Origin of the sequence: Pseudomonas sp. Ost2 (assembly GCF_018326065.1) — a bacterium.
GTDB lineage: Bacteria > Pseudomonadota > Gammaproteobacteria > Pseudomonadales > Pseudomonadaceae > Aquipseudomonas > Aquipseudomonas gingeri.
Genome location: NZ_AP021904.1, coordinates 4,962,106 through 4,986,178 on the forward strand (window position 1 = coordinate 4,962,106; position 24,073 = coordinate 4,986,178).

Annotated in this window: 18 protein-coding genes; 11 read left to right on the forward strand and 7 right to left on the reverse strand. The window is 64.4% G+C overall.

Annotated elements, in window-relative coordinates; translation table 11 throughout:
* Positions 1 to 16: 16 nt before the first annotated feature.
* Entirely contained in the window at positions 17 to 1,063 is a 1,047-nt protein-coding gene (locus KI243_RS21655; protein WP_212809896.1) for an HlyD family secretion protein, read from the forward strand.
* Positions 1,053 to 2,603, forward strand: coding sequence for an MDR family MFS transporter (locus KI243_RS21660; protein ID WP_177129334.1), 1,551 nt, complete (start codon positions 1,053 to 1,055; stop codon positions 2,601 to 2,603). The genes KI243_RS21655 and KI243_RS21660 overlap by 11 nt, the downstream gene beginning before the upstream one ends.
* 108 nt (positions 2,604 to 2,711) lie before the next feature.
* On the opposite strand, the gene KI243_RS21665 is transcribed toward KI243_RS21660, so the two are convergent.
* Positions 2,712 to 3,611 (reverse strand): LysR family transcriptional regulator, encoded by a 900-nt coding sequence (locus KI243_RS21665; protein WP_177086727.1) that lies wholly within the window; start codon positions 3,609 to 3,611, stop codon positions 2,712 to 2,714.
* Positions 3,612 to 3,714: 103 nt separating this feature from the next.
* Between KI243_RS21665 and KI243_RS21670 the strand changes: the two genes are divergently transcribed.
* The 6 genes from KI243_RS21670 (at position 3,715) to KI243_RS21695 (ending at position 11,099) form a co-directional block, all read left to right on the forward strand.
* Entirely contained in the window at positions 3,715 to 5,151 is a 1,437-nt protein-coding gene (locus tag KI243_RS21670) for an aldehyde dehydrogenase family protein (protein ID WP_017129404.1), read from the forward strand.
* 247 nt (positions 5,152 to 5,398) lie between these two features.
* Positions 5,399 to 6,343 (forward strand): 2-hydroxyacid dehydrogenase, encoded by a 945-nt coding sequence (locus tag KI243_RS21675; protein ID WP_212809897.1) that lies wholly within the window; start codon positions 5,399 to 5,401, stop codon positions 6,341 to 6,343.
* A 61-nt stretch (positions 6,344 to 6,404) separates the two neighbouring features.
* Entirely contained in the window at positions 6,405 to 6,800 is a 396-nt protein-coding gene (locus KI243_RS21680; protein WP_042937194.1) for an SH3 domain-containing protein, read from the forward strand.
* 105 nt (positions 6,801 to 6,905) lie between these two features.
* Entirely contained in the window at positions 6,906 to 8,747 is a 1,842-nt protein-coding gene (locus KI243_RS21685) for a glycoside hydrolase family 15 protein (protein WP_177118810.1), read from the forward strand.
* Positions 8,748 to 8,943: 196 nt separating this feature from the next.
* Positions 8,944 to 9,447 (forward strand): hypothetical protein, encoded by a 504-nt coding sequence (locus KI243_RS21690; RefSeq protein WP_017129415.1) that lies wholly within the window; start codon positions 8,944 to 8,946, stop codon positions 9,445 to 9,447.
* A 329-nt stretch (positions 9,448 to 9,776) separates the two neighbouring features.
* Positions 9,777 to 11,099, forward strand: a complete 1,323-nt coding sequence (locus KI243_RS21695) for an Nramp family divalent metal transporter (protein WP_017129416.1) — start codon at positions 9,777 to 9,779, stop codon at positions 11,097 to 11,099.
* A 46-nt stretch (positions 11,100 to 11,145) separates the two neighbouring features.
* Here KI243_RS21695 and KI243_RS21700 read toward each other — a convergent pair whose 3' ends face one another.
* From KI243_RS21700 to KI243_RS21725, 6 genes are all read right to left on the reverse strand, one after another.
* A complete protein-coding gene (locus tag KI243_RS21700) occupies positions 11,146 to 13,281 on the reverse strand; it encodes a M12 family metallo-peptidase (RefSeq protein WP_244861764.1) in 2,136 nt (711 codons plus the stop codon).
* Positions 13,282 to 13,688: 407 nt separating this feature from the next.
* The gene (gene tssA / locus KI243_RS21705) at positions 13,689 to 14,792 is read right to left on the reverse strand and encodes a type VI secretion system protein TssA (RefSeq protein ID WP_177118808.1); all 1,104 of its coding nucleotides are present in this window, start codon (positions 14,790 to 14,792) and stop codon (positions 13,689 to 13,691) included.
* Positions 14,789 to 18,598 carry a type VI secretion protein IcmF/TssM N-terminal domain-containing protein gene (locus KI243_RS21710; RefSeq protein ID WP_212809899.1) on the reverse strand — a complete coding sequence of 1,270 codons (3,810 nt, stop codon included), beginning with the start codon at positions 18,596 to 18,598 and terminating at the stop codon, positions 14,789 to 14,791. The genes tssA and KI243_RS21710 overlap by 4 nt, the downstream gene beginning before the upstream one ends.
* Positions 18,595 to 19,356, reverse strand: a complete 762-nt coding sequence (locus KI243_RS21715; RefSeq protein ID WP_177108992.1) for a DotU/TssL family secretion system protein — start codon at positions 19,354 to 19,356, stop codon at positions 18,595 to 18,597. The genes KI243_RS21710 and KI243_RS21715 overlap by 4 nt, the downstream gene beginning before the upstream one ends.
* A gap of 18 nt (positions 19,357 to 19,374) precedes the next feature.
* Positions 19,375 to 20,706 (reverse strand): type VI secretion system baseplate subunit TssK, encoded by a 1,332-nt coding sequence (tssK, locus tag KI243_RS21720; protein WP_042937092.1) that lies wholly within the window; start codon positions 20,704 to 20,706, stop codon positions 19,375 to 19,377.
* Positions 20,707 to 20,749: 43 nt separating this feature from the next.
* Positions 20,750 to 21,199, reverse strand: coding sequence for a type VI secretion protein (locus KI243_RS21725; protein ID WP_177086714.1), 450 nt, complete (start codon positions 21,197 to 21,199; stop codon positions 20,750 to 20,752).
* Between the two features lie 228 nt (positions 21,200 to 21,427).
* On the opposite strand from KI243_RS21725, the gene tssB reads away from it, so the two are divergent.
* From tssB to KI243_RS21740, 3 genes are all read left to right on the forward strand, one after another.
* Positions 21,428 to 21,979, forward strand: a complete 552-nt coding sequence (tssB, locus tag KI243_RS21730) for a type VI secretion system contractile sheath small subunit (RefSeq protein ID WP_017129423.1) — start codon at positions 21,428 to 21,430, stop codon at positions 21,977 to 21,979.
* Positions 21,980 to 22,007: 28 nt separating this feature from the next.
* Positions 22,008 to 23,495 (forward strand): type VI secretion system contractile sheath large subunit, encoded by a 1,488-nt coding sequence (gene tssC, locus KI243_RS21735; protein WP_017129424.1) that lies wholly within the window; start codon positions 22,008 to 22,010, stop codon positions 23,493 to 23,495.
* 76 nt (positions 23,496 to 23,571) lie between these two features.
* Entirely contained in the window at positions 23,572 to 24,069 is a 498-nt protein-coding gene (locus tag KI243_RS21740) for an Hcp family type VI secretion system effector (protein ID WP_103033076.1), read from the forward strand.
* Positions 24,070 to 24,073 lie beyond the last annotated feature (4 nt).

Consider the following 24,073-nt stretch of genomic DNA (forward strand, 5'->3'; position numbering starts at 1 on the left):
TGATTGTTGCCTGCCCATGCCTGCCCAACTCAAGCGTCGCCTGTCGGTTTTCCTGTTGATCGTCCTGTTGATCGCCCTCGGTTTCTTTGCCGAGTGGTTCTGGCGCGGGCGGTTTTATGAAAGCACCGATAACGCCTATGTCCAGGGAGAAATCACCCGGGTTTCCAGCCAGCTCGGCGCACGTATCGATCAGGTGCTGGTGGCCGACAACCAGCATGTCGAAAAAGGCCAGTTGCTGGTCAGGCTCGAAGGCGACGATTTTCATCTGGCGGTCGACCGCGCCAATGCCACCCTGGCCACCCGCGAGGCCGAACGCCTGCAGGCCCAGAGCAAGCTGACCCAGCAGGCCAGCCTGATCGCCGCCGCCGATGCCCAGGTGGCATCCAGCCAGGCCAGCCTCGGCCGCTCGCAGTTGGACCTGTCGCGGGCGCAGACCCTGCGCAAGCCCGGTTATGTCTCGGAAGAGCGGGTCACCACCCTGTCCGCCGACAACCATATCGCCCGCTCCCAGGTGGCCAAGGCCCAGGCCGACCTGCAAAGCCAGCGCCAGCAGGTCAACGCCCTCGCCGCCGAACTCAAGCGCCTCGACGGCCAGATCGCCAACGCCCGCGTCGACCTGGCCCAGGCCGAACTGAACCTGACCCGCAGCGAAATCCATGCACCGATCAGCGGCATGGTCGGCCAGCGGGCGGCACGCAACGGCCAGTACGTGCAGGCCGGCGCCTATCTGCTGTCGATCGTGCCGGACCAGGACATCTGGATCCAGGCCAACTTCAAGGAGACCCAGATCGGCCATATGCAGCCCGGCCAGAGCGCGAAGCTGACCTTCGACGCCTATGAAGACATGCCGATCCAGGGCCGCGTCGAGAGCCTGTTCGCAGCCTCCGGCGCGCAGTTCAGCCTGCTGCCGCCGGACAATGCCACGGGTAACTTCACCAAGGTGGTGCAGCGGATTCCGGTCAAGCTGACCTTTGCCGCCGACAACCCGCTGCGGGGCCGCATCCGTCCGGGCATGTCGGTCACCGTCAAGGTCGATATCCGCGACCCTGACCATGGCCGGTGATGAACTGATCCGCCCGGTCGGCGAGCCGACCCGGCGGGACTGGATCGCGGTCATGAGCGTCATGCTCGGCGCCTTCATGGCGGTGCTCGACATCCAGATCACCAACTCCTCGCTCAAGGATATCCAGGGCGCCCTGTCGGCCACCCTGGAGGAAGGTTCATGGATCTCCACGTCCTACCTGGTGGCGGAAATCATCATGATCCCGCTGACGGCCTGGCTGGTGCAGTTGCTCTCGGCGCGGCGGCTGGCGGTCTGGGTATCCCTCGGGTTTCTCGTCTCGTCGCTGCTGTGCTCGATGGCCTGGAGTCTGGAAAGCATGATCGTGTTCCGTGCCATGCAGGGCTTTACCGGTGGCGCGCTGATTCCGCTGGCCTTTACCCTGACCCTGATCAAGCTGCCGGAACACCACCGCGCCAAGGGCATGGCGATGTTCGCCATGACCGCCACCTTCGCGCCGTCCATCGGCCCGACGCTGGGCGGCTGGCTCACGGAAAACTGGGGGTGGGAGTACATCTTCTATATCAATATCCCGCCGGGCCTGATCATGATCGGCGGCCTGCTCTACGGCCTGGAGAAAAAGGACTCACACTGGGAACTGCTCAAGAGCACCGACTACGCCGGGATCGTCAGCCTCGGCATCGGCCTCGGTTGCCTGCAGGTGTTCCTCGAGGAAGGCCACCGCAAGGACTGGCTGGAATCGCAACTGATCGTGACCCTGGGCAGCATCGCCCTGCTGGGCCTGATCACCTTCGTGATCCTGCAGTTGTCCAAGCCCAACCCGCTGATCAACCTGCGCATCCTGCGCAACCGCAACTTCGGTCTGTCGAGCATTTCCAGCCTGGGCATGGGGGTCGGCCTGTACGGATCGATCTACCTGCTGCCGCTGTACCTGGCGCAGATCCAGAACTACAACGCCCTGCAGATCGGCGAGGTGATCATGTGGATGGGCGTGCCGCAGCTGTTCCTGATTCCGCTGGTGCCCAAGCTGATGAAGTTCGTCTCGCCGAAAATGCTCTGCGCCCTGGGCTTCGGCCTTTTCGGGCTGGCGAGCTTTTCCTCGGGCGTGCTCAATCCCGACTTCGCCGGCCCGCAGTTCAACCAGATCCAGATCATCCGCGCCCTCGGGCAACCGCTGATCATGGTCACCATCTCGCTGATCGCCACCGCCTACATCCTGCCGCAGGACGCCGGCTCGGCCTCGAGCCTGTTCAACATCCTGCGCAACCTCGGCGGCGCCATCGGCATTGCCCTGCTCGCGACCCTGCTGGATGCGCGGACCAAGGTCTATTTCGACTACCTGCGCGAGTCCATCGTCCCGAGCAACCCGCAAGTGGCCGAGCGCCTGGCGCTGCTGGCGGACAAGCTCGGCAGCGATAGCGCGGCCCTCGGCAAGCTCAGTGAAATCACCCACCAGCAGGCGCTGATCATGGCCTACAACGACGCCTTCCATTTTGTCGGGATTGCCCTGGGCATCAGCATGCTGGCGGTGCTGCTGACCAAGGCGCTACCGGCGGGGATCAAGGCTGGAGAGGCGCATTGACCTCACCGGCTGCTTCGCGGGCAAGCCCGCTCCCACATGATCCCGGTTCGACTCGGACACGGTGGGAGTGGGCTTGCCCACGAAGAGGCCAGACCAGGCACTCCATGACTACAGGGGCTGGCCACTGCGCTCCCTGATCAATTCGATCAGCGCCCGCAGCCCCGCCGGTACATGGCGGCGACCGGGGTAGTACAGCGACAGCCCGTCAAACGGTGGCGTCCAGTCTTCCAGGACCGACACCAGTGTCCCCGCCGCCAGGTCGGCGGCGGCATTCCACTGCGTCGCATACACCAGCCCCAGTCCCGCCCGCGCTGCCTCCAGCACCAGGGTCGACTCATCCAGGGTCAGCACGCCCTGGACATCCACCGCCTGGGTTTCGCCATGGCGCTCGAACTCCCAGTGGTAGATCCGTCCACTCGGCAGGCGCAGGCGAATGCAGCGGTGCTTGAGCAGGTCGGTCGGCGTCTGCGGCACCGGATTTCGCGAGAAGTACTCCGGGCTGCCCAGCACCAGCAGACGCAACGGCAAGCCCAGGGGAATGGCGATCATGTCCTGGGGCACGCTGTCGTGCAGGCGAATCCCGGCATCGAAGCCCTCGACCACGATATCGATCAGCTTGCCCTCGGTGACGATATCCACGTTCATCTGCGGATAGCGCCGCATGTATTCGATGAACAACGGCATCGCCTGCTTCGCCGCGCCCGCGGCGGTGTTGATCCGCAAGGTCCCGGTGGGTATGCCGGCATGACTGCCGGCCTGCTCCATCGCCTCGCGAATGGTCGACATGGCCGGCGAAATACTCTCGACAAACTGCGCGCCCGCCTCGGACAAGGCCACGCTGCGGGTCGTGCGGTTGAACAGGCGGGCACCGATCCGACTCTCCAGCGCCGATACCGCATGGCTCAAGGCCGAGGTCGAGACCTCCAGCTCGGCCGCCGCCGCGCGAAAACTCCGATGCCGGGCCACCGCCAGCACCGCTTCCAGCTCTGTCAGGCCTGAAGTGCGCATTATCCCAAATCACTCATCAAGTCATGCCGGTCTGTCCGGCTTATCAGATCAATCCTAGTCCCATACCGTGTTCGACACCACCCGTGCACGCTCTGGAGCTGCCATGCAACGCATCGATCACATCTATATCAACGGTACTTTTGTCACCCCCCACGGCCAGGAACTGTTCGATCTGTACAACCCGGCCACCGGCCAGGTCATCGGCCAGGTCCGCCTGGGCGACGAGCAGGACGCCGATGCCGCCATTGCCGCCGCCAAGGCGGCCTTCCCGGCCTTTTCGCGCACCGCCAAGGCCGAGCGCCTGGCGATGCTGCAACGCATGCACGCCGCCATTGCCGCCCGCGAGGACCAGCTCAACGATGCCTTGATCGAGGAATATGGCGCACCGGCTTCGCGCTCGCGCTGGATGGCCCAGCACGCGGCGAATGTACTGCTGGAGGCGGCCCGGGTCCTGGAAAACTATGACTTCATCCGCCAGGCCGGGACCGCCGAAGTAAGCATGCAGCCACTGGGCGTGGCCGGCCTGATCACCCCGTGGAACAGCAATGCCGGCTTTATCTGCGGCAAGCTCGCCTCGGCCCTCGCCGCCGGTTGCACCGCGGTGATCAAGCCCAGTGAAATGAGCGCGATCCAGACCCGCATCGTCACCGAGGCCCTGCACGAGGCCGACCTGCCGCCCGGCGTGTTCAATATCGTCACCGGCCGCGGCGAAACGGTGGGCGCCCGGATCAGCAGCCACCCGGACGTGGCGAAGATTTCCTTCACCGGCTCGACCCTGGTCGGCAAGACCATCCTGCGCGCCGCCGCCGAGACGCTGAAGCGCGTCACTCTCGAACTGGGCGGCAAATCCCCGGTGGTCATTCTCGACGACGCCGACCTCGACCAGGCCATTCCCATGGCACTGCAGGCCGGTTTCATGAACAACGGCCAGGCCTGTGTCGCCGGCACCCGGATCCTGGTGCCGGAACAGCGCCTGGCCGAGGTCGAGGCCGCCGTCCTCAAGGCCATCGGCGCCATCCGCTCCGGCGACCCGAGGGCACAGGACACCAGCATCGGACCGATGGTCAGCGAGAAACAATGGCAACGCGTCCAGCGTTACATCCGTGTGGGTATCGACAGCGGCGCCCGCCTGCTGACCGGTGGCGAAGGCCTGCCCGAAGGTCTGCAGGCCGGCTGGTTCGTACGCCCGACGGTATTCAGCGGCGTGACCAACGACATGACCATCGCCCGCGAGGAAATCTTCGGCCCGGTGTTGTCGATCATCACCTACCGTGACCAGGAAGAGGCCCTGCGTATCGCCAATGACACGCCCTACGGCCTGCAGGCCTATGTGATGTCCCGCGATATCGAACGGGCCCGCCGCGTCGCCGCGCACATCGAGGCCGGGCGTGTGCTGATCAATACCCTGGCCCATGAGCCGCAGGCACCGTTCGGTGGTTTCAAGCAATCGGGGATCGGTCGCGAGTACGGCACCTACGGACTCGAAGCCTTTCTCGAACCGAAATCGTTGCTGGGTCTGGGGTCGACAGCTGGCCTCTGAAAAGCGGCGTCTCGGCTACATACCGGATGACCGGAGGGTGCGTCCTTGTGGGAGCGGGCTTGCCCGCGAAGCTTCTGGCGACAGCTCTGGCCTCTTCGCGGGCAAGCCCGCTCCCACACAAGCTTGCTCCCACACAGGCCCGCTTCCACACGGGCTCGCTTCCGCACAAGCCTGTTCCCACGCTTGCCCGCCGAGGCCACTCAGGAGTAGTTTGCCGGCATCCACTGACCGATTGGCGGAGCGCCGCATGTCCCACGTAGTTCTGGTGTTGACGGAAACCGTCAACGAATACCTGCCGATCATCGAACGCCAGGGTTTCGAGCTGATCCTCGCCCCGACGACCGCGCTGCGAGCCGAAGCCATCGCCGCCCACGGCAAGCGTATCAATGCAGTCCTGACCCGTGGCCCGCTGGGCCTGTTCGCCGAGGAAATGGCCGCCCTGCCCCTGCTGGAGATCATTTGCGTGATCGGCGCCGGCTACGAAAAGGTCGACCTGCATGCCGCCGCACGACGCGGCATCGTCGTGACCAACGGCGCCGGTGCCAACGCCTCGTCGGTAGCCGATCATGCCATGGCCCTGCTGCTGTCGCTGGTGCGCGATATTCCCCGGGCCGATGCGTCGGTACGCCGTGGCGAATGGCGCAAGCTGATGCGCCCGTCACTGGGCGGCAAGCGCCTGGGCATCCTCGGCATGGGCGCGGTCGGCATGGCGATTGCCCAGCGTGCGGCCCTCGGTTTTGGCATGTCGGTGAGCTACCACAATCGCCGCCGGCGCGAGGACATCGGCTATGACTATTGCGCAACCCCGGTCGAACTGGCCCAGGCCTCGGACTTCCTGATCGTCGCCACGCCGGGCGGTGCCGGCACCAACGGCCTGATCGGCCGACAAGCCCTTGAAGCCCTCGGTCCGGACGGTTTTATCGTCAATATCGCCCGGGCCAGCGTAGTGCTGACCGACGACCTCGTGGCCGCGCTGGAACAGGGCCGGATTGCCGGAGCCGCGCTGGACGTCTTCGATGACGAGCCGAATGTGCCGCAAGTGCTCAAGGACTTGCCCAACGTGGTACTCACCCCCCATGTCGCCGGCCTTTCGCCGGAGGCCTCGGAAGCCACGGTCAGCCTGGTGGCGGAGAATCTGCTGGCGTATTTTTCCGGCAAGCCGGTACTCACGCCCGTTGCCCTTCCCGGCTGATCGGCAATCCGCCTTGCGCTATGATCCCCCCTTCACCCACCCGCCGATGGACATCGCCTGCATGGAACGCCCCACCCGCCTGCTGCCCCTTGCCTGCCTGCTGCTGAGCCTCTCGCCCCTGGCCGGGGCGGCCGAAGCCCCGGTCGATTGCGACGCCCTGAATGAAAAGGCCAATGCCGAAGCCGGCAGCTATCGCCCGCCCGTCGAAGGCAAAGTGATCGGCAAGGGCCGGGCGTACTTTCACAGTGCCCCCAGCAGTGCCTGTATCAGCAAAAAGGTGTTTGTCGTTCCCGGCGACATTCTGACGGTGTACGCCAGCACCGAAGACGGCTGGGCCCAGGTCATGTACATCGCCAACGGCGGCGAGGACTTCAGCGGCTGGGTCGAGGAAAACCGCGTCGAACTGGGCCAGCACTACGGCGGCGACCCTGAGCCTGCCGACACGCCGGAGCAGTGAACGGCAACCCGCCTGAACTCCGCCGGGGAATGTCAGTCAGCTTTGTGAGTGCCTTCGAACGCACGCACTGACAGCGGCATCCCCTCTATTCGGAGTTTCGCGTCCATGGTCGATCTTTCCAACGAACCTCTTTCCAAAGAGCTCCAGAGCGCGATCGAGGCCCACGGCGTCATCGGCGACATGAGCAGCGCCGCACTGATCAACGACCGTGGCAGCGTCGATTTCTTCTGCTGGCCGGCATTCGACAGCCCGTCGATATTCTGCGCCCTGCTCGACACCCCGGAAGCGGGGATTTTCCAGCTGGCTCCGGACCTGCCCGACGCTCGCCGCGAACAGATCTACCTGCCGGATACCAATGTCCTGCAGACCCGCTGGCTGAGCGCGGGGGCCGTGGTGGAAATCACCGACCTGCTCCCGGTCAGCGACGACGAAGACGACCTGCCCATGCTGATCCGCCGGGTACGAGTGGTCAGCGGCCGCGCCACGTTCCACCTGCGTTGCGCCGTGCGCCATGACTACGCGCGCGCCGCGACCCGCGCCCGCCTCGACGAGCAGGATGTGTGCTTCCACGCACCCGGCCAGCCAAGCCTGCGCCTGTGTGCCGACCAACCGCTGCAACTGCGGCGCGATGCCGCCGTCGCCACCTTCGCGCTGGAACAGGGCCAGTGCGCCGAGTTCCTCCTGGGCGCCGCCGACGATCCGCGGCTCAAGGTCGGCAGCAGCGACCTCGCCCTGCAACGCACCCTGACCTTCTGGCGACACTGGATCGGCCGCTCCAACTATCGTGGCCGCTGGCGCGAAGCGGTCAATCGCTCGGCCCTGACCCTCAAGCTGCTGACCTCGCGCAAGCATGGCGCGATCCTCGCCGCGGCCACCTTCGGCCTGCCGGAAAGCCCCGGCGGCCAACGCAACTGGGACTATCGCTACACCTGGATCCGGGACGCCTCGTTCACCATCTACGCCTTCATGCGCCTGGGCTATGTCGAGGAAGCCAACGGTTTCATGCGCTGGCTGCGCGGGCGCGTCGGCGATTGCAGCGACCAGCCCTTGAAGCTGAATATCCTCTATGCCATCGACGGCACCCAGGAACTCCCCGAAACCGAACTGCAACACCTGTCCGGCCACGGCAATGCCCGCCCCGTGCGCATCGGCAACCAGGCCTACGACCAGATCCAGCTGGACATCTTTGGCGAGTTGCTGGACGCGGTGTACCTGACCAACAAATACGGTGAAGCGATTTCCCATCAGGGCTGGCTGCATGTCGGCCAGATCGTCGACCAGGTCTGCGAAACCTGGGACCAGGCCGATGTCGGGATCTGGGAGATGCGCGGCGAGAAACACCATTTCCTGCACTCGCGGCTGATGTGCTGGGTTGCCCTCGACCGCGCCATCCGCCTGGCCTCCAAGCGCTCGCTGCCGGCGCCGTTCGCCCGTTGGGACCAGACCCGCCAGGCGATCCACAGCGATATCTGGAACAACTTCTGGAACTCGGAACGCGGGCATTTCGTCCAGCATATCGGCGGCACCGGCCTCGACGGCTCGATGCTGCTGATGCCGCTGGTGCGTTTTGTCGGAGCCACCGACCCGCGCTGGCTGGCCACCCTGGAGGCGATCGAGAAAAGCCTGGTGCGCGACGGCATGGTCTACCGCTATCGCAACGACGACCATCCCATCGACGGCCTGCCGGGCACCGAAGGCGCCTTTGCCGCCTGCTCGTTCTGGTACGTCGAATGCCTGGCCCGCGCCGGCCGCGTGGAACAGGCGCACCTGGAGTTCGAACAACTGCTGCGCTATGCCAATCCATTGGGGTTGTATGCCGAAGAGTTCGATCCCCAGGCCCGGCACCTGGGCAACACCCCGCAGGCCCTGACCCACCTGGCGCTGATCAGCGCCGCGTGTTTCCTCGACCGCAAGCTGAGCGGCGATGTCACGCCATGGCAGCCCTGAAAAACACCGCGCCGATACCTATCCGGCGTTTTGTATAAAGTTTGTAACACTTCTGAATATATTCTCTGCCCTGCCGATACACTTGTTCAGACTCGTTTATCACGCCTATTTTCGACAGGACATTCCCAATGGTTTTCTCGCAAAGACCCCGGCACGATGCTGAAACCCACGGCCACGTAGTCGTTGGGGGTCGGGTATGAGCCTGGGTTCGATCTCTGCCTGGGCCACCGCCGTGCGTTCGCGGGTGGTGCAACAGGATGTCGCGGCAGCCAAGAAGAACAACACCGAGAAGGCCAACGCCGACAAGGTCCTCAAGGACATCAAGCCCGATCCCAAGGCCCTCGACACGGACAAGATGGCCAAGGACCACCTGCAGTCGAAGTTCCAGGGATTCGATCCGAAATCGGTCACCCCGGAACAGTTGGCCAAGTACAGCGATATCCTCAAGGAACAGGGCCTGATCAGTTCCACCACGGCCAACCTGCTGTCCACCGCCGGCTCGCAGAAAAAACCGAATGAGAAATTCAACGCGCTGGACTATTTCGCCAACCAGATCAGCGGCCTGCAGAACAGCCCGACCAAGAACGAGCAGTTCGCCAACTACATGATTCCCGAGTACAAACGGGCGATCAACGTATTGCAGAACCTGCAACAATTCGCCAATTCCGGCGCGAGCATGTCCATCGACACCAAGGCCTGATCCCTCGGCAGCGGGCAGGTGTGGGAGCGGGCTTGCCCGCGAAGCTCCTGGCGCCCTCGAGGGCGCCTTCATCGCAATGCCGCCCCGACAAGCCCACACCCGTCACACACGACGCGAAAATAATCTTCTTGCCGACCTTCCACGCCCCTGGCAGCTGTAGCTCAAACATTTATTTGATTATGCGAATACTTATCATATAGATTCGTAAATATATGTTTCGCCGCCAACCGGGAGTCCCCGCGCAATGCCAAGGTCAACCAACAGGGCTTGGGCCGGAGCCTGCAAGCGTCTAAGCTGGGATGCCCATCTCTTCAGCCTTGGATCGCCGTGTGAAATTCAGCCTGCCGAAAGTTGCCACCGCCCCCTTCTGTCCCTCTGAGGTGAACGGCTCGATAGCAGTCGACAGCGGGGCGCCGTTCTTCAAGCGCGCCCTGCGCTTCGCCGGGCCCGGCCTGCTGGTGTCCATCGGCTACATGGACCCGGGCAACTGGGCCACGGCAATCGAGGCCGGCTCGCGCTATGGCTACAACCTGCTGTTCGTGGTGCTGCTGGCCAGCCTCGCGGGCATGGCCGTGCAATGCCTGTGCTCGCGCCTGGGGATCGCCACCGGTCGTGACCTGGCGCAGCTCTGCCGCGAGCGCTACAGCCCTCGTTCGGCGCGCACCCAGTGGCTGCTGGCGGAGGTCTCGATCATCGCCACGGACCTGGCCGAGGTGCTCGGTTGCGCCCTCGCCTTCCACCTGCTGCTGGGCTGCTCGCTGACCTTCGGGATTGTCCTGACCGCCTTCGATACCCTGCTGATCCTGGCTTTGCAGAACCGTGGGTTCCGTCGCCTGGAAGCGATCATGCTGGTGCTGGTGGCAACCATCGGCGTGTGTTTCTTCATCGAACTGGTGCTGATCAAGCCCTACTGGCCGGACGTATTCAACGGCTTCAAGCCATCGATGTCAGCGCTGAGCGAAGCCGCACCGCTGTACCTGGCGATCGGCATCCTCGGGGCGACGGTGATGCCCCACAACCTCTACCTGCATACCTCGATCGTCCAGACCCGGCTGGTCGCCAGGGACCGCGCCAGCCGCCAGGACGCGGTACGCCTGGCGCGGGTCGATACCATCGGTTCGCTGGCCCTGGCGCTGCTGGTCAACGCGGCGATCCTGATCCTCGCGGCGGCGGCCTTTCACCAGTCCGGGCACACCGACGTGGTGGAGATTCAGGACGCCTACCACCTGCTCGATCCACTGGTGGGCGGAGCCTTCGCCAGCACCCTGTTCGGCATCGCGCTACTGGCTTCGGGACAGAGTTCGACCTTCACCGGAACCATCGCCGGACAGGTCATCATGGAAGGTTATCTGAACCTGAAGATCCCCTGCTGGCAGCGCCGCCTGATCACCCGTGGACTGGCCCTGATCCCGGCCTTTATCGGCGTCTGGCTGATGGGCGAAGGGGCCGTGGGCAAGCTGCTGGTCCTGAGCCAGGTGGTGCTCAGCCTGCAGCTGCCGTTCGCCCTGTACCCGCTGATCCGCATGACCAGCGATGAACGCCTGATGGGCGAGTTCGTCAACCGCTGGTACACCAAGGGCCTCGCCTGGGGGCTGTTCGTGGTGATCAGCGGGGCGAATCTCTGGCTGATCGCGCAGGTGTTCAGCGAGTGATCCAGCAGCGCCCCGAGCCGGCTCGGGGTGCTGCTTCATCAATGGCTCACGGACAGGCATGGTCACCGAGCAATGTCCAGGCAGCCCCCGGCGGTGCGGTGTTTATCCAGTACTTGGCCGAATACAACTTGCCCTGGTGAATCACCTGGTTGCCGGCGACATAGGGCCGCCCGGCCTGCCAGGGCACCGGCAGCGGGCTGACCAGGCTGAAGGCGTCGGTCTTGTCCGGCGAGACACCACGGCTCGACCAGCCGGCGCGCCAGACCACCCCGTTGTACTGCACGGTATCGCCGCCGACATAAGTCTTGAGCGTATCCCATTGCGGGTATTGCCCGGCGTTCGGGTCGGTCGGCATGCAGCCATCCCCGCCGCCGGATCCGGCGACCACCCGGACAACCTGGGTTTTCCTGCTCTCGCGCCCCTGCGCGTCGCGCACGGTGAGTTGCACGGTACGGTTGCCCGCGGTGGCCGGAGCAGTCGCGTTCACGCGCTGGCTGCTGGAGCTGGCGGGGGTGAAGCCGGGCAGGCTCCAGGCATAAGTCAGCTGGTTGCCCGTGGAGGACGCCGCCGAAAACTCCAGGGACTTGCCGGTTTCGACCTGTCCGTCGGCCGTGATCACGGCCATGGGCTCGGGGCTGGACGGCTCGGCGCTGACCGTCACGGCCTGGCTGTCGCTCAGGTCGTCGCTATTGGTTACCGTCAGGCGGAAGATGAAATGGCTGCTGCGGTTCACCGGAGGAATATTCGCCCGCGCCTCCCGGGATGAACTGCCGGTGATGCTCACGTCCGGAGTCCCGTCCGTCTGCTCCCAGCGATAGCGCAACGCCCCGCCCGCCGGGTCGGAAGACTGCGAGCCGTCGAGCCGGACCACCGTTGGCCCGGTAACGGCGGAAGGCTCTGCCCGGGCAACCGCATAGGGCGGATTGGCCTCCACCGGGTCAGGGTAGAAATTCGCCACCACCGGCGCGCGCAATACCCAGACCCTGGCGTTATCGCTGACGTTCACAACCCCCAGGGGCGCCTCCTTGTAGGTGCGATAGGGGTTCGACCAGTAATTGATCACGCTGCAACGGGAACAGTAAGGCGCCATGATCGTGGACCAACGAATGTCGCCCGAGGTTTTCTGATGGCCGGAACCGTAGGGAAACACATTGCCCTGGGCTTCTTCCGGCGTATGGTCGGCACCGATATTGTGGCCGATTTCGTGCTGCACCGTGGTGCCGTCGGAGAAACACGTCCAGTCGATCGCCCCATAGGCCGTTGCCTTGGTCGAGTTCAGATTGGCCAGGCCACAGTAGGAACGGATATCGGCCACCAGCACCACCAGGTCGGCACGCTGCTCATCGCGCAGTGCCCAGGTCGGCGCACCGAGATCGCGGTCGGTGCGGCTCTCGATCTTGTCCAGCAACCGATCGCCATCCGCCTGGGCCTGCTGGGCATAGTTCGCGATATAGGTGCCGGCACTCTCGAACCGTGCGGGAATATCACTGTTGACGAAGGACTGGTTCGACTCCTCGATCACCAGGGCGGACTGGGCCTGAAAGCCCGCACTGCCGCCGAGCTTTTCCACCGCCAGTGGCGTAGCGACGATCGTCACCCGGATCGTGCTGATGCCGTCACGCGGGGGCGACCCGCTTGCCGATTCCAGCGTTGCCGCGGACGAATCCTTGCGAATGACATGCCGATCCTGATCGTGTTCCTCGTCGAAGTGGCGCTTCTTGCTCTGGTCGACCTTTACCAGGACCTGCCCGCCCTGATTGAGCGGCAGGATCCGGTAGACCTCGCCACCCACCCGGACGATCCCGGTGATCTGGTCGGCGTTGCGCACCAGCACAACCGAATTCAGTTGATCGATCAGCCTCTCATCCCCGGCACTACCCTGGCTGGCCGCTCCCGGCACGGCGATCTCGCCGCGCCAGACAGCCCCGGTGGCAGTGGTGCGATAGAACAGCTTGTGCGCACTGACAATCCGACCATCCCCCAGCGGTATCTGCAGCACATCGAGTTGATCGGACAGCAGATCCGCATGCGCCTGCACCCGATGCACCGAAGTAAACGCCTGCACGTCCAGGATCGACACCAACGCCGGGTCAGTGGTTTGCCGCATCTGCTGGGGCGATTGCGCGGGTTCGATCGTAAAGAGGCTGTCTGCCGCCCATGAGGCCGGGGCAACGGTCAGCATGAAGAGAATCCACGCGAACAAGCCGTCGCGTTTCCATGAGCCGGATCGCACACCCGACAAGTGACAAGTCATGACACCCTCCCATTCGAACGGACAAAGCGCTGCCTTGGCAGTTCGCACATTGGTGTTTTCGTGGGGGTGCTGGTGACGATCGACTACGCGCTACAACTGATGGGTACGTGAACACGCACCCTACGACTCAAACGCCTGCTCGCCGGCATTCGAAAGCCGTTTCAACACGACGGGGAACTGACTTGATCACTGCGCCTACTGCCTTTCCCAGGTGAAACAGACATCCGGCCCCGACCAGTACCCTGGACAGTAAGGCCTGTTGCACTGCTCTGGCTGCAATACTCACGACAGTCTAGACGTAAAATCGCCAGGCCAGCGACCTTGCCCGAGAATTGTCACAACACGCCCAGCAAGGTCCACACCCGCCGCGCCTCGGCATCGGAGGAGATCAGCTCCGACAGCAGCTCGTTCAACGGTTTGTTGCCCCACTCCACGGCCTTCTTCACCACATAGGGCACCGGGCTGTGGGGCTCGGTCTTCGCCAGGTAGTCGGCGATCAGCAGCAGTTGCCGGTAAGCCTCCTCGCGATTGCGCGGCGCGGCCGGGCGGGTTGCCTGCTCCGTGGCCTCGGCAGCGGGTGCCGGCGCAACCGCCCGGTCCTCCTCGACAGTGTTCTCGATCGGCGCCACGGGCGGCTCCGGCTGCTGCGGGTGCATGGCGATGAACTCCCGGGTCAGTGTGCTCAAGGCCTGCATGATCTCACGCAAGGGCCTGCAGGTCGGGGCCAGTTCCCCCAGGTAGCGGTCGGTCCACTGCTCCAGCGCCTCCAACTGGCGCAACGACGCCAGCAACAGGTTCTGGCTGTGCAGCCACCAGGACAGCGGCGTGGCGCGGATCAGTTCATTGACCTTCTGCTGTTCCAGCCGCGCCGTCTCGACGATGGCCTTGGCGTTCTTGTTGTCGCCGGTGAGCACTTGCCGGCCCTGCAACTGCTGCCAGCCATACAGACTCAATCCGGCCAATCCGTTGCTGCCACCGGGGGCGAACAACGGCACCCGCGTATGCAGCACCTCGGCATAGCGCCGCACCAGCCAGTCCACCGGCGTCACCCGCCAGGACTGGTCGCCATCCTCGGCCTGCGGATGCACCTGCTCGGGATAGCGCTCGCACAACCCCAGCAACAACGCCAGGGCCGCCTGCAGGCCTTCGAGCCCGTGACGATGAAGCCAGGCCTCGCCGAGCCAGGCGGCGACCATCAGGTCCTTGCTGCGCCCCACTAGGATGTCGCTGGCCAGCTGTTCGACGCCGGCCCACTCGGCCCGCTTGATCTCCTTTTCCCAGACCCCTTTGGGCAGGCTGGTGTCATCCTCGCGCCGCAGCTCGCGCAGGCGATCGTAATCGGCTTCGTAGCGCAGGTTCTGCCCGCAGGGCGCGTCCACGGAAATCGCTTCGAGCAGCGGCTCCACCAACAGCGACAATCCTCCATCCGGCTGACTCATAACGCCCCCTGATTACCGGTCACGGTGCTGGCCGTGCCAAAACTCGAAAAAGGCGACGACGGTGCCCGCACCGGCAGCGGGGCCAGCGACAACGGCAGCTTGCCGCCCTGGGTCATCAACGACAGGCGGATAAACATGGTGGTCTGGCTGTCACCATTGACCGAACCGCGCACCGGCAGGCGCAGGGTCAGCGGAAAATCGGTGTAGTCCATGCTCGGCTGGCGTATCACCGACAGGTGTGAACGCATCATCCGCAACAACGACCAGGGCCCGCCATACTCCCAGCCGGCTTCCAGGTCGGCCACCGCCAGGCTCGGCTGCAACGGATCGCTGACCGGCCGCTCGGGTCCGTTGCGGGCCCAGCGCAGGGTCAGGCGGATCGGTTGCCCGACCATCCAGCGCAAGCGCTGCTGGGCGTCTCCCGGGTAGTTGATCTGCTGGCTGCCGGCATTCAGGCCCCAGGCGATCACCTGGTCAGCACCCCGCTCCTCCTCGCGGTCGGTACGCCAGCGCACGTCCATGTCGAAGCCGATCATCCCGCTCGGGTCACGCTGGAACAAGGGCCCGAGCCAGACCCGCGCCTGTTTCAGGCGTTCGAGGAAATCCGCCGCCGCCAACCGCTCGGGTGACTGGCTCAACACCAGTCCGGCCTGGGCCTTGGGCAGGCGTGTATCGATCAGCTCCAGCAGGTGCTGGACCCGCGCCGGCTCGGCGTCAGTCGCCTGGATACCGTGGGAAAACGGAAAACGCTCGGACAGGTACTGGTTGAAGTAGCCCGCCAGCTCGTTCCAGGCACTGACCGCCTGTGCCTGCTGCAACGCCTGGCAACGGCGCATCGCGCCCTGCTGCAAGGCCACTGCCCGCAACGCCAATTCACCCTGGCCGGCCGGCAGGTTGGCCGACGAGAGGATCTGTCCACAACTGCTGGCGTCCATGTCGATAAAGTCGCGACTGACCAGTTGCTCGATCAACGCCGGCGAGCTGGCCGGGTTCTGTTCCTTGTACTTGAGCAACTCATCGTGCAGGGAGTTCAGGCGCGTGAACCGCTCATAGTCCCCCGCCCCCAGGTTCTGCTGCTGGGCCCGGAGCCACTCCAGCGCCGGTGCCCGCGCCTCGGCAATGCTCTGCATGCTGCTGAACTGCTGCTTGAGATCGAGCTTCAGGTCCGGTACGTCGTTGGCCCGGAACAACTGCAGGCCGAGGTTCTTCGACCCGTCCCAACTGTCGATATCGACCCGTTCATGGAACACCGCCTGCGCATTGATCTGCTCCAGGCCGCTGCCGACCTCGGCCAGTGCCCGGCGATTGAGGGAGTTCTGCAGGTTGCTCGCCAGGTCCGCCCGCTTGAGTTCGATGAACGCGCTTTGCACCGCCAGGGCCTGATCGGTCTTGATATTGAACGACGCCGTCCCCGGAACCTGGCCACGACTGCTTTCCAGGCTCAGCCACATGGCCTTGGCCGCGGCATTCTCGGCGGCACGCAGCATCGGCCCGCGATAGGCCGGCGGGATACGCGGCATTTCCTCGCTGGCGTAATTCTTGTAGCTGGCAAAATACGTCAGGGCATTGTTCAGGCCGTCGCTGTCGAGGCTCTGATAACTGCCCCCGGCGCTGTCGTCGGCGCGCATGGCCATGGCGACGAAGTCGCGACGGAACAGCGCCGCGATGGCGTTGTTCAACTGCAGGACATGCTCCTGCAACACCAGTTGCCCGCTGCCCTGCTGGATCAGCAGGTTGCCCCGGGAACCGGCCTTGGCGATCCACTGGTCGCGGAAACTCTGCTGCAGCCTGGACGCCTGGTCCTCCAGGCTCTGCTCCAGTGGTGCGCCGAGCAGCGCGCTCTGGCGCACCTTGTCCATCAGCGCACTGTAGCCGGGGACCAGATCCTGGCCCTTGCCCCGGCTCCATGCCGAGTTGGTCAGGCTGACGACCGCCTGCAGGTCGTCAATCATCGCCTTGAGGTCTTCCAGCTCCGTCAGGGAATTCACGGCACCGGACTCCAGCTGGTCCAGGTGCAGCTTGAGGTAGCCGGCCTGGCGGACGAAGTTCTCGGCCAGGTAATACTGGTCCAGCCAGCGCCCCATCAGTTCCTTGAAGTTACCGCCGATGGTCAGGCGTTCGGTGGGCAGGTCCAGGTGGATCAGGTTCGACAGCTCCATCTTCGCCAGATGCTGGTTGTAGAACGCCGCCCGGTGCAACGTCGCGGCGTTGAGGTTGAGGCCCAGGGCCAGGTTGCCCAGGGACGCCAGGTCATCCAGTGGCGTCTTGCGGTTGTTCCCCGCCTTGGTGAACAACAGGTATTGCTGTTCCAGCGCCGTGGCCCGCTCCACCAGGTCCCTGGACTTGACGTAGGTCTGCCATTGCGCCGGATCCTCGCTTTCCAGATTGGGACGCCGGTCGGTGTTCTGGATCGCCCTGAGTTGCGTCAGGTTCATCTGCAACAGATCACGCAGCGGCAGCACCATATGCTTCATCGCCACTTCCCGCAGTATCTGGTCACGCTCCTGGTCGAGATAGGAGAACCACGAGGTCGGCAATACCAGTGAGGTGAAGTGCCAGCGCGGCGACTGCTCCATCAGTTGCCAGAACGCCTGCACATTGCGCCGGGTCGGCCCCAGCCGGTGATTATCATCGACGACCGTGACATAGCCCTTCTGTGCCCCCTCCAGCAGGCGCGCCAGTTCCCGGGCATCCTTGAGCGAGTCCTGCCAGATCCAGACCATCGCCACCGCCCAGACCAGCCCGACAAGCGCCGCCGTCACACCGACCACCCGCTGCCAGCGCTGCCGCAACCGCAACAGCCGTGGCACCACCTGGGCCAACCCCTGCTCGGCGACGATCCGCCGTTGCCAGAGCTGCCGCGAGAAGGTGCTTTGCAGCAGCGGGATATCGCTGGCGGAAAACACCGGAGCCGAGCCCGGCGCCTCGCTGGCGGTGAAATATATCCCGCGAAAGCGCGGTGCCTCGTTCTGTGCATTGCCCTGGAAAACCGGATCGAGCAGGGTCTGCAGGTTGCGGCGCAGGGCCTCGAAACGCTCCGGCAGGCCGTACAGGTCTTCGCCCAGGTGCCCGGACAACGCGCCGACTTCGGTGATCGCCTCCACCAGCACCCGTGTCACCTGGTCCAGCGCCTGGTCGCTCCACTCCGATTGCCAGAGGGTTTCCGGGGCGAACGGCGAGGTCCAGCCGAGGGTCCGTTCGCGGGACTCCTTGGGCAATGCGGCGATCAGTTCCTGGAAGCCGGGAATCTGCTCCATCTCGGTGACTACCACATACACCGGCAGGCTCAGGCCCAGGCGCTGCAACAGATCGATGAAACGCCGGCGGGCAGCGATGCCCAGGGCCGCCGCCTGTTCGTCATCCCACAGGCGACTGGCCGAGACGGTCCAGATCACCCCGTCCAGCGGTCGCCGGGCACGCAGGCGCAGGATCAGGCCGAGCAGGCGCCACCAGCTGCCACGCTTGAGCTTGAGTCCTTCATCCGGCAGGAACAACGACTCCGGCACCACCAGCACCGCGCCGTCGGGATCGGACCACCAGCGCCCGAACCAGGCCGGCTTGTCCGTGGGCAGCAGGTGCCAGCTGGAACACAGCTGCGCGCCCTGGGCATCGTTGCCGAGCATCAACAGCCAGGGCGACTGGTAGCGGTCCTGTACTCCCTGTTCCTGCTCCATGTGCCGCACGGCACCGTAGAAACTGCGAATCGCCGCGCCGCTCTGGGTGCGCAACCACCAGATCGCCACAGCCAGCAAGGCCAGTACCAGCAGCACGCCGACCACCCACGCGACAATCGCCAGCGGGCTCATGGATTCTGCTCCGCCGAAGCATCAGGGCCGTCCTGCTGGATCGCCGATTGCACCTGCGCGTTGATGTCGTACCAGAAGTAGTGGCTGAGACCGATCAGCAGCAGCGTCCCCGCGAGAATCACCAGGCCCAGGCGCAGGCCGTCCGGCAGCGACTGGCGAATCGGCAGACGCCGCGCCGGCACGTTGCTCGGTCGTTCGAGGCAATCGCTGACATCGACATAATCCGCCTCGCGCTGCCAGGCGAAGGCAAACAGCGCATGGCGCCATTTCTCATGCAGGGCCAGCCCGCTTTCCCCGCGCAGGCGCCCATGGAAGCCGAGGATCAGGCATTGCAGGTAGACATTGGCAAGATCACGACTGGCGGGAATCTCGTCGGCCAGGAGTTTCTCGATAGCCAGGGGGATCTGCTCGCCGGCATGGCGCGAGGCATACAGCAGCGACTCCAGGGGGTCGCTCTGCCAGGTCGGCTGTCCCGGCCAGGTGGCGTACAACAGGGTTTCATCAACCAGCGCGACAAAGGCATACACCGTGGCCTTGACCTGATGCTCGGCCGAGTCACCGACGCTGGCAAACGCGCTGCGCCAGAGCTTGCGACTGATCTTCGTGGAAAACTCCGCCACCGTGCCGACCTGCCGTGGCACGTCCTCGTCGTCCTTGTTCAAGCCGTTCCAGGCCTCCAGCCACTCCAACCAGGCCTGGCGAAAGGCGCTGCTCAAGGGTGACTGCTGCAACCCCGTTCCGACGCTCCCATCTGGCATTGCCTTCCCCTTCCTTGACTACGGTGCTTCGCTGGCCTGCTCGACGAACAGGACGATCTGCCATGGGTTGACCGCCAGCTTCGAGGCCGGGGCGATGATGTGCAGCGGTTGCTCGGGGTCGAACCACTCGCCGCGGGCCTCGACGACAAACAGCCGGGTGTCGCTGCCGACGCTGTAGGCCACCTGCTCCTGGCGACTCATGACCTGGTGCCGCAGCCCGGGCATGCGTTGCCGGGCCAGCACGGTCAGGTTGCTGTCGGAGGCGATGATGGTGCGCTCCAGCCATTCGATCGCCGCGCTTTCACCGGCCCCGGCGGGCATCCGCAGGCCGATCACCAGGCGCTGCTCGGGCTGGCGCTCGGGCAATTGCAGGGAGAACAGCTCGCCGGACTGCTCGAACGGCAGGCAGCGATAACCGACACGGATCAGTTCCAGGCCGAGCTCGAGCCAGTTCAGCACTTCTTCGTAGCCGCGCTGCAGTTCCAGATAATCCAGCGGCATGAACGCCGGCACACCGGCCAGCGGGTCGAGCACCGACCAGCCCCCGGCCATTCCCAGCAGCAGCCCATGCAGGTCCCGGGGACTGGCGACGCGGCTGTTCAACAGGCCTTCGACCTCCGGCAGGCGGGCCCAGAGCGCGCCGAGCTGGCGGCGGATTTCAGCGGCATCTTCCTGGCTGCCCGCCTGTTGCGCCTGGCGCAGGCGACCGGCGAGAAACAGGCATTTTTCCCGGCTCCGCGCGCACAGTGCCGCGACTCGCCGTCCCAACGGCGACTCCGGCAGCAACCGCGCAGTCGGCGGCACATAGGGCACCTGGACAAAGCCGCCGCCCTCCTTGCGGATACGCAGCAGAGGCAGGCATACCGAATCGGCCTTGTTGGTGTCGGTGCACAGGTGCGGATTGGGTCGCCAGACCGTGACCGGCTGCGGATTCTGGCCGCTGGTGAGGTCCTGCAGCGACTCGCTGGTCAACGATTGCAGGCGGCCCTTGAGCTCGCGCAACTGCCCCGCCCGCCAGAGCGGAGTGACCGCCAGGTACACCGTGACCATCGAGTGAATCGAGTTATCGATGGCATCGCCGACGTCCAGCTCGAGGCGCGCGCCATCGGCGGCGTCGAGGGTCACCGGCAAGCCGTCGGGAAAGGTGGCCTCCAGGGACAGGATCCGCACCTGCCCGGCGCACAGCGCGGAAGGATCGATCTCCAGTTGCTCGACACCCCAGAACCACGGGTTGCCCGCCTTGGCCAGGTGCGCGGCCAGGACTTCGGCCCGCAGGCCCTGCAACTGGAAGTGCTGGGGCAGCAACTGCATCCCCTCGTACCAGCAGACCGCATCAGGTAACAGACTCATACGTCTCCCTTCGACATCCGATAGTGCTCCTGAGCGGCGCGGATCAGCGATCGGCCGGATTCAACAGACTCATTTCCCGGCTGTTGAACTTCAGCCAGGCCTCCCGCTGGTCGTCTAGCCTGAGCCGGTGCGCACCGGGAGTGTTATAGCTGGCGAACACCAAAAGTCCAGCCGCCTTCTCGCCCTTCAACGGGAAGTCCTGCTCGGCGACAAACTGCCCGGGAACCAGCTCCAGTCCCCACACGCTCAACTGCTGGCGATAATCACGCTGGAACTGCTCACGCTCGCCGAACCACTGCTTGGCGCTCATCCCTGCCAGTTGCTTGAGCAGGTCGGGGTCCTTCACCGCAACGAAGTCCACGGCAATCGGCGTGTTGTCGTTGGCCAGGGGCGCCACGTCCAGCGTGAGGCTCGCCACACCGACCTTGGGTCCGAAAAACGAGCAGCCGGAAAGTATCAGCGCGGCTACAAATATAAGAATTTTCTGACACAAAGTTGAATTTTCCCTTTCTTGTGTAGGTCATATGGCGTTTTGCCTTGCTTTTTTATAGACCTGTTCTAGCTTCTTGGGTAGTTCGTCATCGCGACGAATCGGAGGGACCGTCGAAGGATTGGCAGGATCGCATTCTCCACCCCCTGTCTGGCTTTCGCGGTTCGGCAAGGGATGCGATCACGGGCAACCGATGCATTGCGCCCGCTCAACGCATCGGAGTCAGCCCAAATGGCCGAAAGTACCCAGCACAAGCTCGACCGGATTCGTCCGCCGCGCGTCCAGATCACCTACGACGTGGAGACCGGCGGCGCCATCGAGAAAAAGGAACTGCCCCTGGTGGTCGGCATCCTCGCCGACCTGTCGGGCAAGCCCGTCAATCCACCGGCGAAACTCAGCGAACGACGCTTCGTCGAGATCGACCGCGACAACTTCAACGAAGTCCTCACGTCCATCGCCCCGCGCTCGGTGCTGCAGGTCAGGAACACCCTGGCCAATGACGACAGCAAGCTCAATATCGAACTGAAGTTCGGCCATATCGACGACTTCGACCCGGTCAAGGTGGTGGAACAGGTCACCCCGCTGCGCCGCCTGTTCGAGGCCCGCCAGCGCCTGCGCGACCTGCTGACCAAGCTCGACGGCAACGACGACCTGGACAAGCTGCTGCGCGACGTGATCGCCAACACCGAAGGCCTGCAGGAGATCAAGTCGTCCGCCCGCGTGCAGGACACCCCGGCCGCCAACGAAGACGGCGTCGCCCCTGCCGAAGAGCCACAAGCCTGATCGCCCACCCACTCACGGAGGATTTGTCATGCCCAGTTCAGCCAGTGCCGAAAATACCAGCAGCGAAGGCAGTACCCAGACGTTATCCCTGTTGGACCAGATCATTGCCGACGGGCGCATGGCCCACGACGACAGCCAGCAGGAATATGCCCGCGACATGCTCGCGGAGTTCGCCACCCAGGTCCTCGATGAAGGCATGGCGATCGACAAAGACACCGTGGCGATGATCAACGACCGCATCAGCCAGATCGACAAGCTGATCAGCGCCCAGCTCAACGAAATCTATCACCACCCGGACATGCAGAAGCTTGAAGCCTCCTGGCGCGGCCTGCACATGCTGGTGCAGAACACCGAGACCAGCTCGCGGCTGAAACTGCGATTGCTCAATGTCAGCCAGAAAGAGCTGCAGAACGACCTGGAAAAAGCCGTCGAATTCGACCAGAGCTCGCTATTCAAGAAGATCTACGAAGACGAATACGGCACCCTCGGCGGCCATCCCTACAGCCTGCTGGTGGGCGACTACACCTTCGGTCGCCACCCCCAGGACATCGGCCTGCTGGAGAAACTGTCGAATGTCGCGGCCGCGGCCCACGCCCCGTTCATCGCCGCCGCCAGCCCGAAACTGTTCGACATGACCAGCTTCACCGAACTGGCCGTGCCCCGCGACCTGTCGAAGATCTTCGAGAGCCAGGAACTGATCAAGTGGCGCTCCTTCCGTGAAAGCGAAGACTCGCGTTATGTTTCCCTGGTCCTGCCGCATACCCTGCTGCGCCTGCCCTACGGCCCCGACACCAAGCCGGTGGAAGGCATCAACTACGTCGAAGACGTGAACGGCTCGGACCACAGCAAATACCTCTGGGGCAATGCCGCCTGGGCCCTGTCCCAGCGCATCACCGAGGCCTTTGCCAAATACGGCTGGTGCGCGGCGATCCGGGGTGCCGAAGGCGGTGGCGCGGTGGAAGGCCTGCCGGCCCATACCTTCCGCACCAGCTCCGGCGACCTGTCGCTCAAGTGCCCGACCGAAGTGGCGATCACCGACCGCCGCGAGAAGGAGCTCAACGACCTCGGCTTCATCGCCCTGTGCCACAAGAAGAACAGCGACGTCGCGGTCTTCTTCGGCGGCCAGACCACCAACAAGTCCAAGCTCTACAACACCAACGAGGCCAACGCCAACGCGCGGATCTCGGCGATGCTGCCCTATGTGCTGGCGGCGTCGCGCTTCGCTCACTATCTGAAAGTGATCATGCGCGACAAGGTCGGCAGCTTCATGACCCGCGACAACGTGCAGACCTACCTCAACAACTGGATCGCCGACTACGTGCTGATCAACGACAACGCGCCCCAGGAAATCAAGGCGCAATACCCGTTGCGCGAAGCCCGCGTCGATGTCACGGAAATCGCCGGCAAGCCCGGTGCCTACCGCGCCACGGTGTTCCTGCGGCCGCACTTCCAGCTGGAAGAGCTGACCGCTTCGATCCGCCTGGTCGCCAGCCTGCCACCACCGGTCGCAGCCTGAGCCTGTGCCCGCCGACCACCTGGCCGGCGGGTTTCCCCCTTCTTTGCAGTGACCACCCTTTCAGGAGTTTCAGGCGATGGATGCAATCATTCTCGACCTCGGCGGCGACATCAAAGGCGACAGCCTGCTCGAGGGCTACAAGGACAAGATCGAGATCATGTCCTACAGCCACAACGTGGCGATGCAAGTGACCAACGACGTCAGCAACTCGGAACGGACGTCGGGCAAACCGCATATCGGCGAATTCACCCTGACCAAGTTCGTCGACACCTCGACCCCGTCGCTCAATGAATACTGCTGCGCCGGCAAACCGATCCCGGAGGCGAAGATCACCATCGGCCGTAACGCCGCCGAAGGCAGCGGGCAGTTGCTGCCGTTCATCATCTACACCCTGACCAATGTGGTGCTGTCCAACGTCAGCGTCAGCGGCGGTGCCGGCGGCAAGCCGGTGGAAACCATCTCGCTGAACTTCACCAAGATCAAATGGGAACTCACCGCGCAGAAAGACGACGGTACCAAGGAAGGCACGGCCGCCTCGACCTGGGACATGGCTGCCAACAAGCTGGTCAAGTAAGGGA

Bases quoted from the DNA above. Each gene is read 5' to 3' on its own strand.
- KI243_RS21655 (WP_212809896.1), top strand. From the start codon at position 17: ATGCCTGCCCAACTCAAGCGTCGCCTGTCGGTTTTCCTGTTGATCGTC.
- KI243_RS21660 (WP_177129334.1), top strand. From the start codon at position 1,053: ATGGCCGGTGATGAACTGATCCGCCCGGTCGGCGAGCCGACCCGGCGG.
- KI243_RS21665 (WP_177086727.1), bottom strand. From the start codon at position 3,611: ATGCGCACTTCAGGCCTGACAGAGCTGGAAGCGGTGCTGGCGGTGGCC.
- KI243_RS21670 (WP_017129404.1), top strand. From the start codon at position 3,715: ATGCAACGCATCGATCACATCTATATCAACGGTACTTTTGTCACCCCC.
- KI243_RS21675 (WP_212809897.1), top strand. From the start codon at position 5,399: ATGTCCCACGTAGTTCTGGTGTTGACGGAAACCGTCAACGAATACCTG.
- KI243_RS21680 (WP_042937194.1), top strand. From the start codon at position 6,405: ATGGAACGCCCCACCCGCCTGCTGCCCCTTGCCTGCCTGCTGCTGAGC.
- KI243_RS21685 (WP_177118810.1), top strand. From the start codon at position 6,906: ATGGTCGATCTTTCCAACGAACCTCTTTCCAAAGAGCTCCAGAGCGCG.
- KI243_RS21690 (WP_017129415.1), top strand. From the start codon at position 8,944: ATGAGCCTGGGTTCGATCTCTGCCTGGGCCACCGCCGTGCGTTCGCGG.
- KI243_RS21700 (WP_244861764.1), bottom strand. From the start codon at position 13,281: ATGCTGACCGTTGCCCCGGCCTCATGGGCGGCAGACAGCCTCTTTACG.
- tssA (WP_177118808.1), bottom strand. From the start codon at position 14,792: ATGAGTCAGCCGGATGGAGGATTGTCGCTGTTGGTGGAGCCGCTGCTC.
- KI243_RS21710 (WP_212809899.1), bottom strand. From the start codon at position 18,598: ATGAGCCCGCTGGCGATTGTCGCGTGGGTGGTCGGCGTGCTGCTGGTA.
- KI243_RS21715 (WP_177108992.1), bottom strand. From the start codon at position 19,356: ATGCCAGATGGGAGCGTCGGAACGGGGTTGCAGCAGTCACCCTTGAGC.
- tssK (WP_042937092.1), bottom strand. From the start codon at position 20,706: ATGAGTCTGTTACCTGATGCGGTCTGCTGGTACGAGGGGATGCAGTTG.
- tssB (WP_017129423.1), top strand. From the start codon at position 21,428: ATGGCCGAAAGTACCCAGCACAAGCTCGACCGGATTCGTCCGCCGCGC.
- tssC (WP_017129424.1), top strand. From the start codon at position 22,008: ATGCCCAGTTCAGCCAGTGCCGAAAATACCAGCAGCGAAGGCAGTACC.
- KI243_RS21740 (WP_103033076.1), top strand. From the start codon at position 23,572: ATGGATGCAATCATTCTCGACCTCGGCGGCGACATCAAAGGCGACAGC.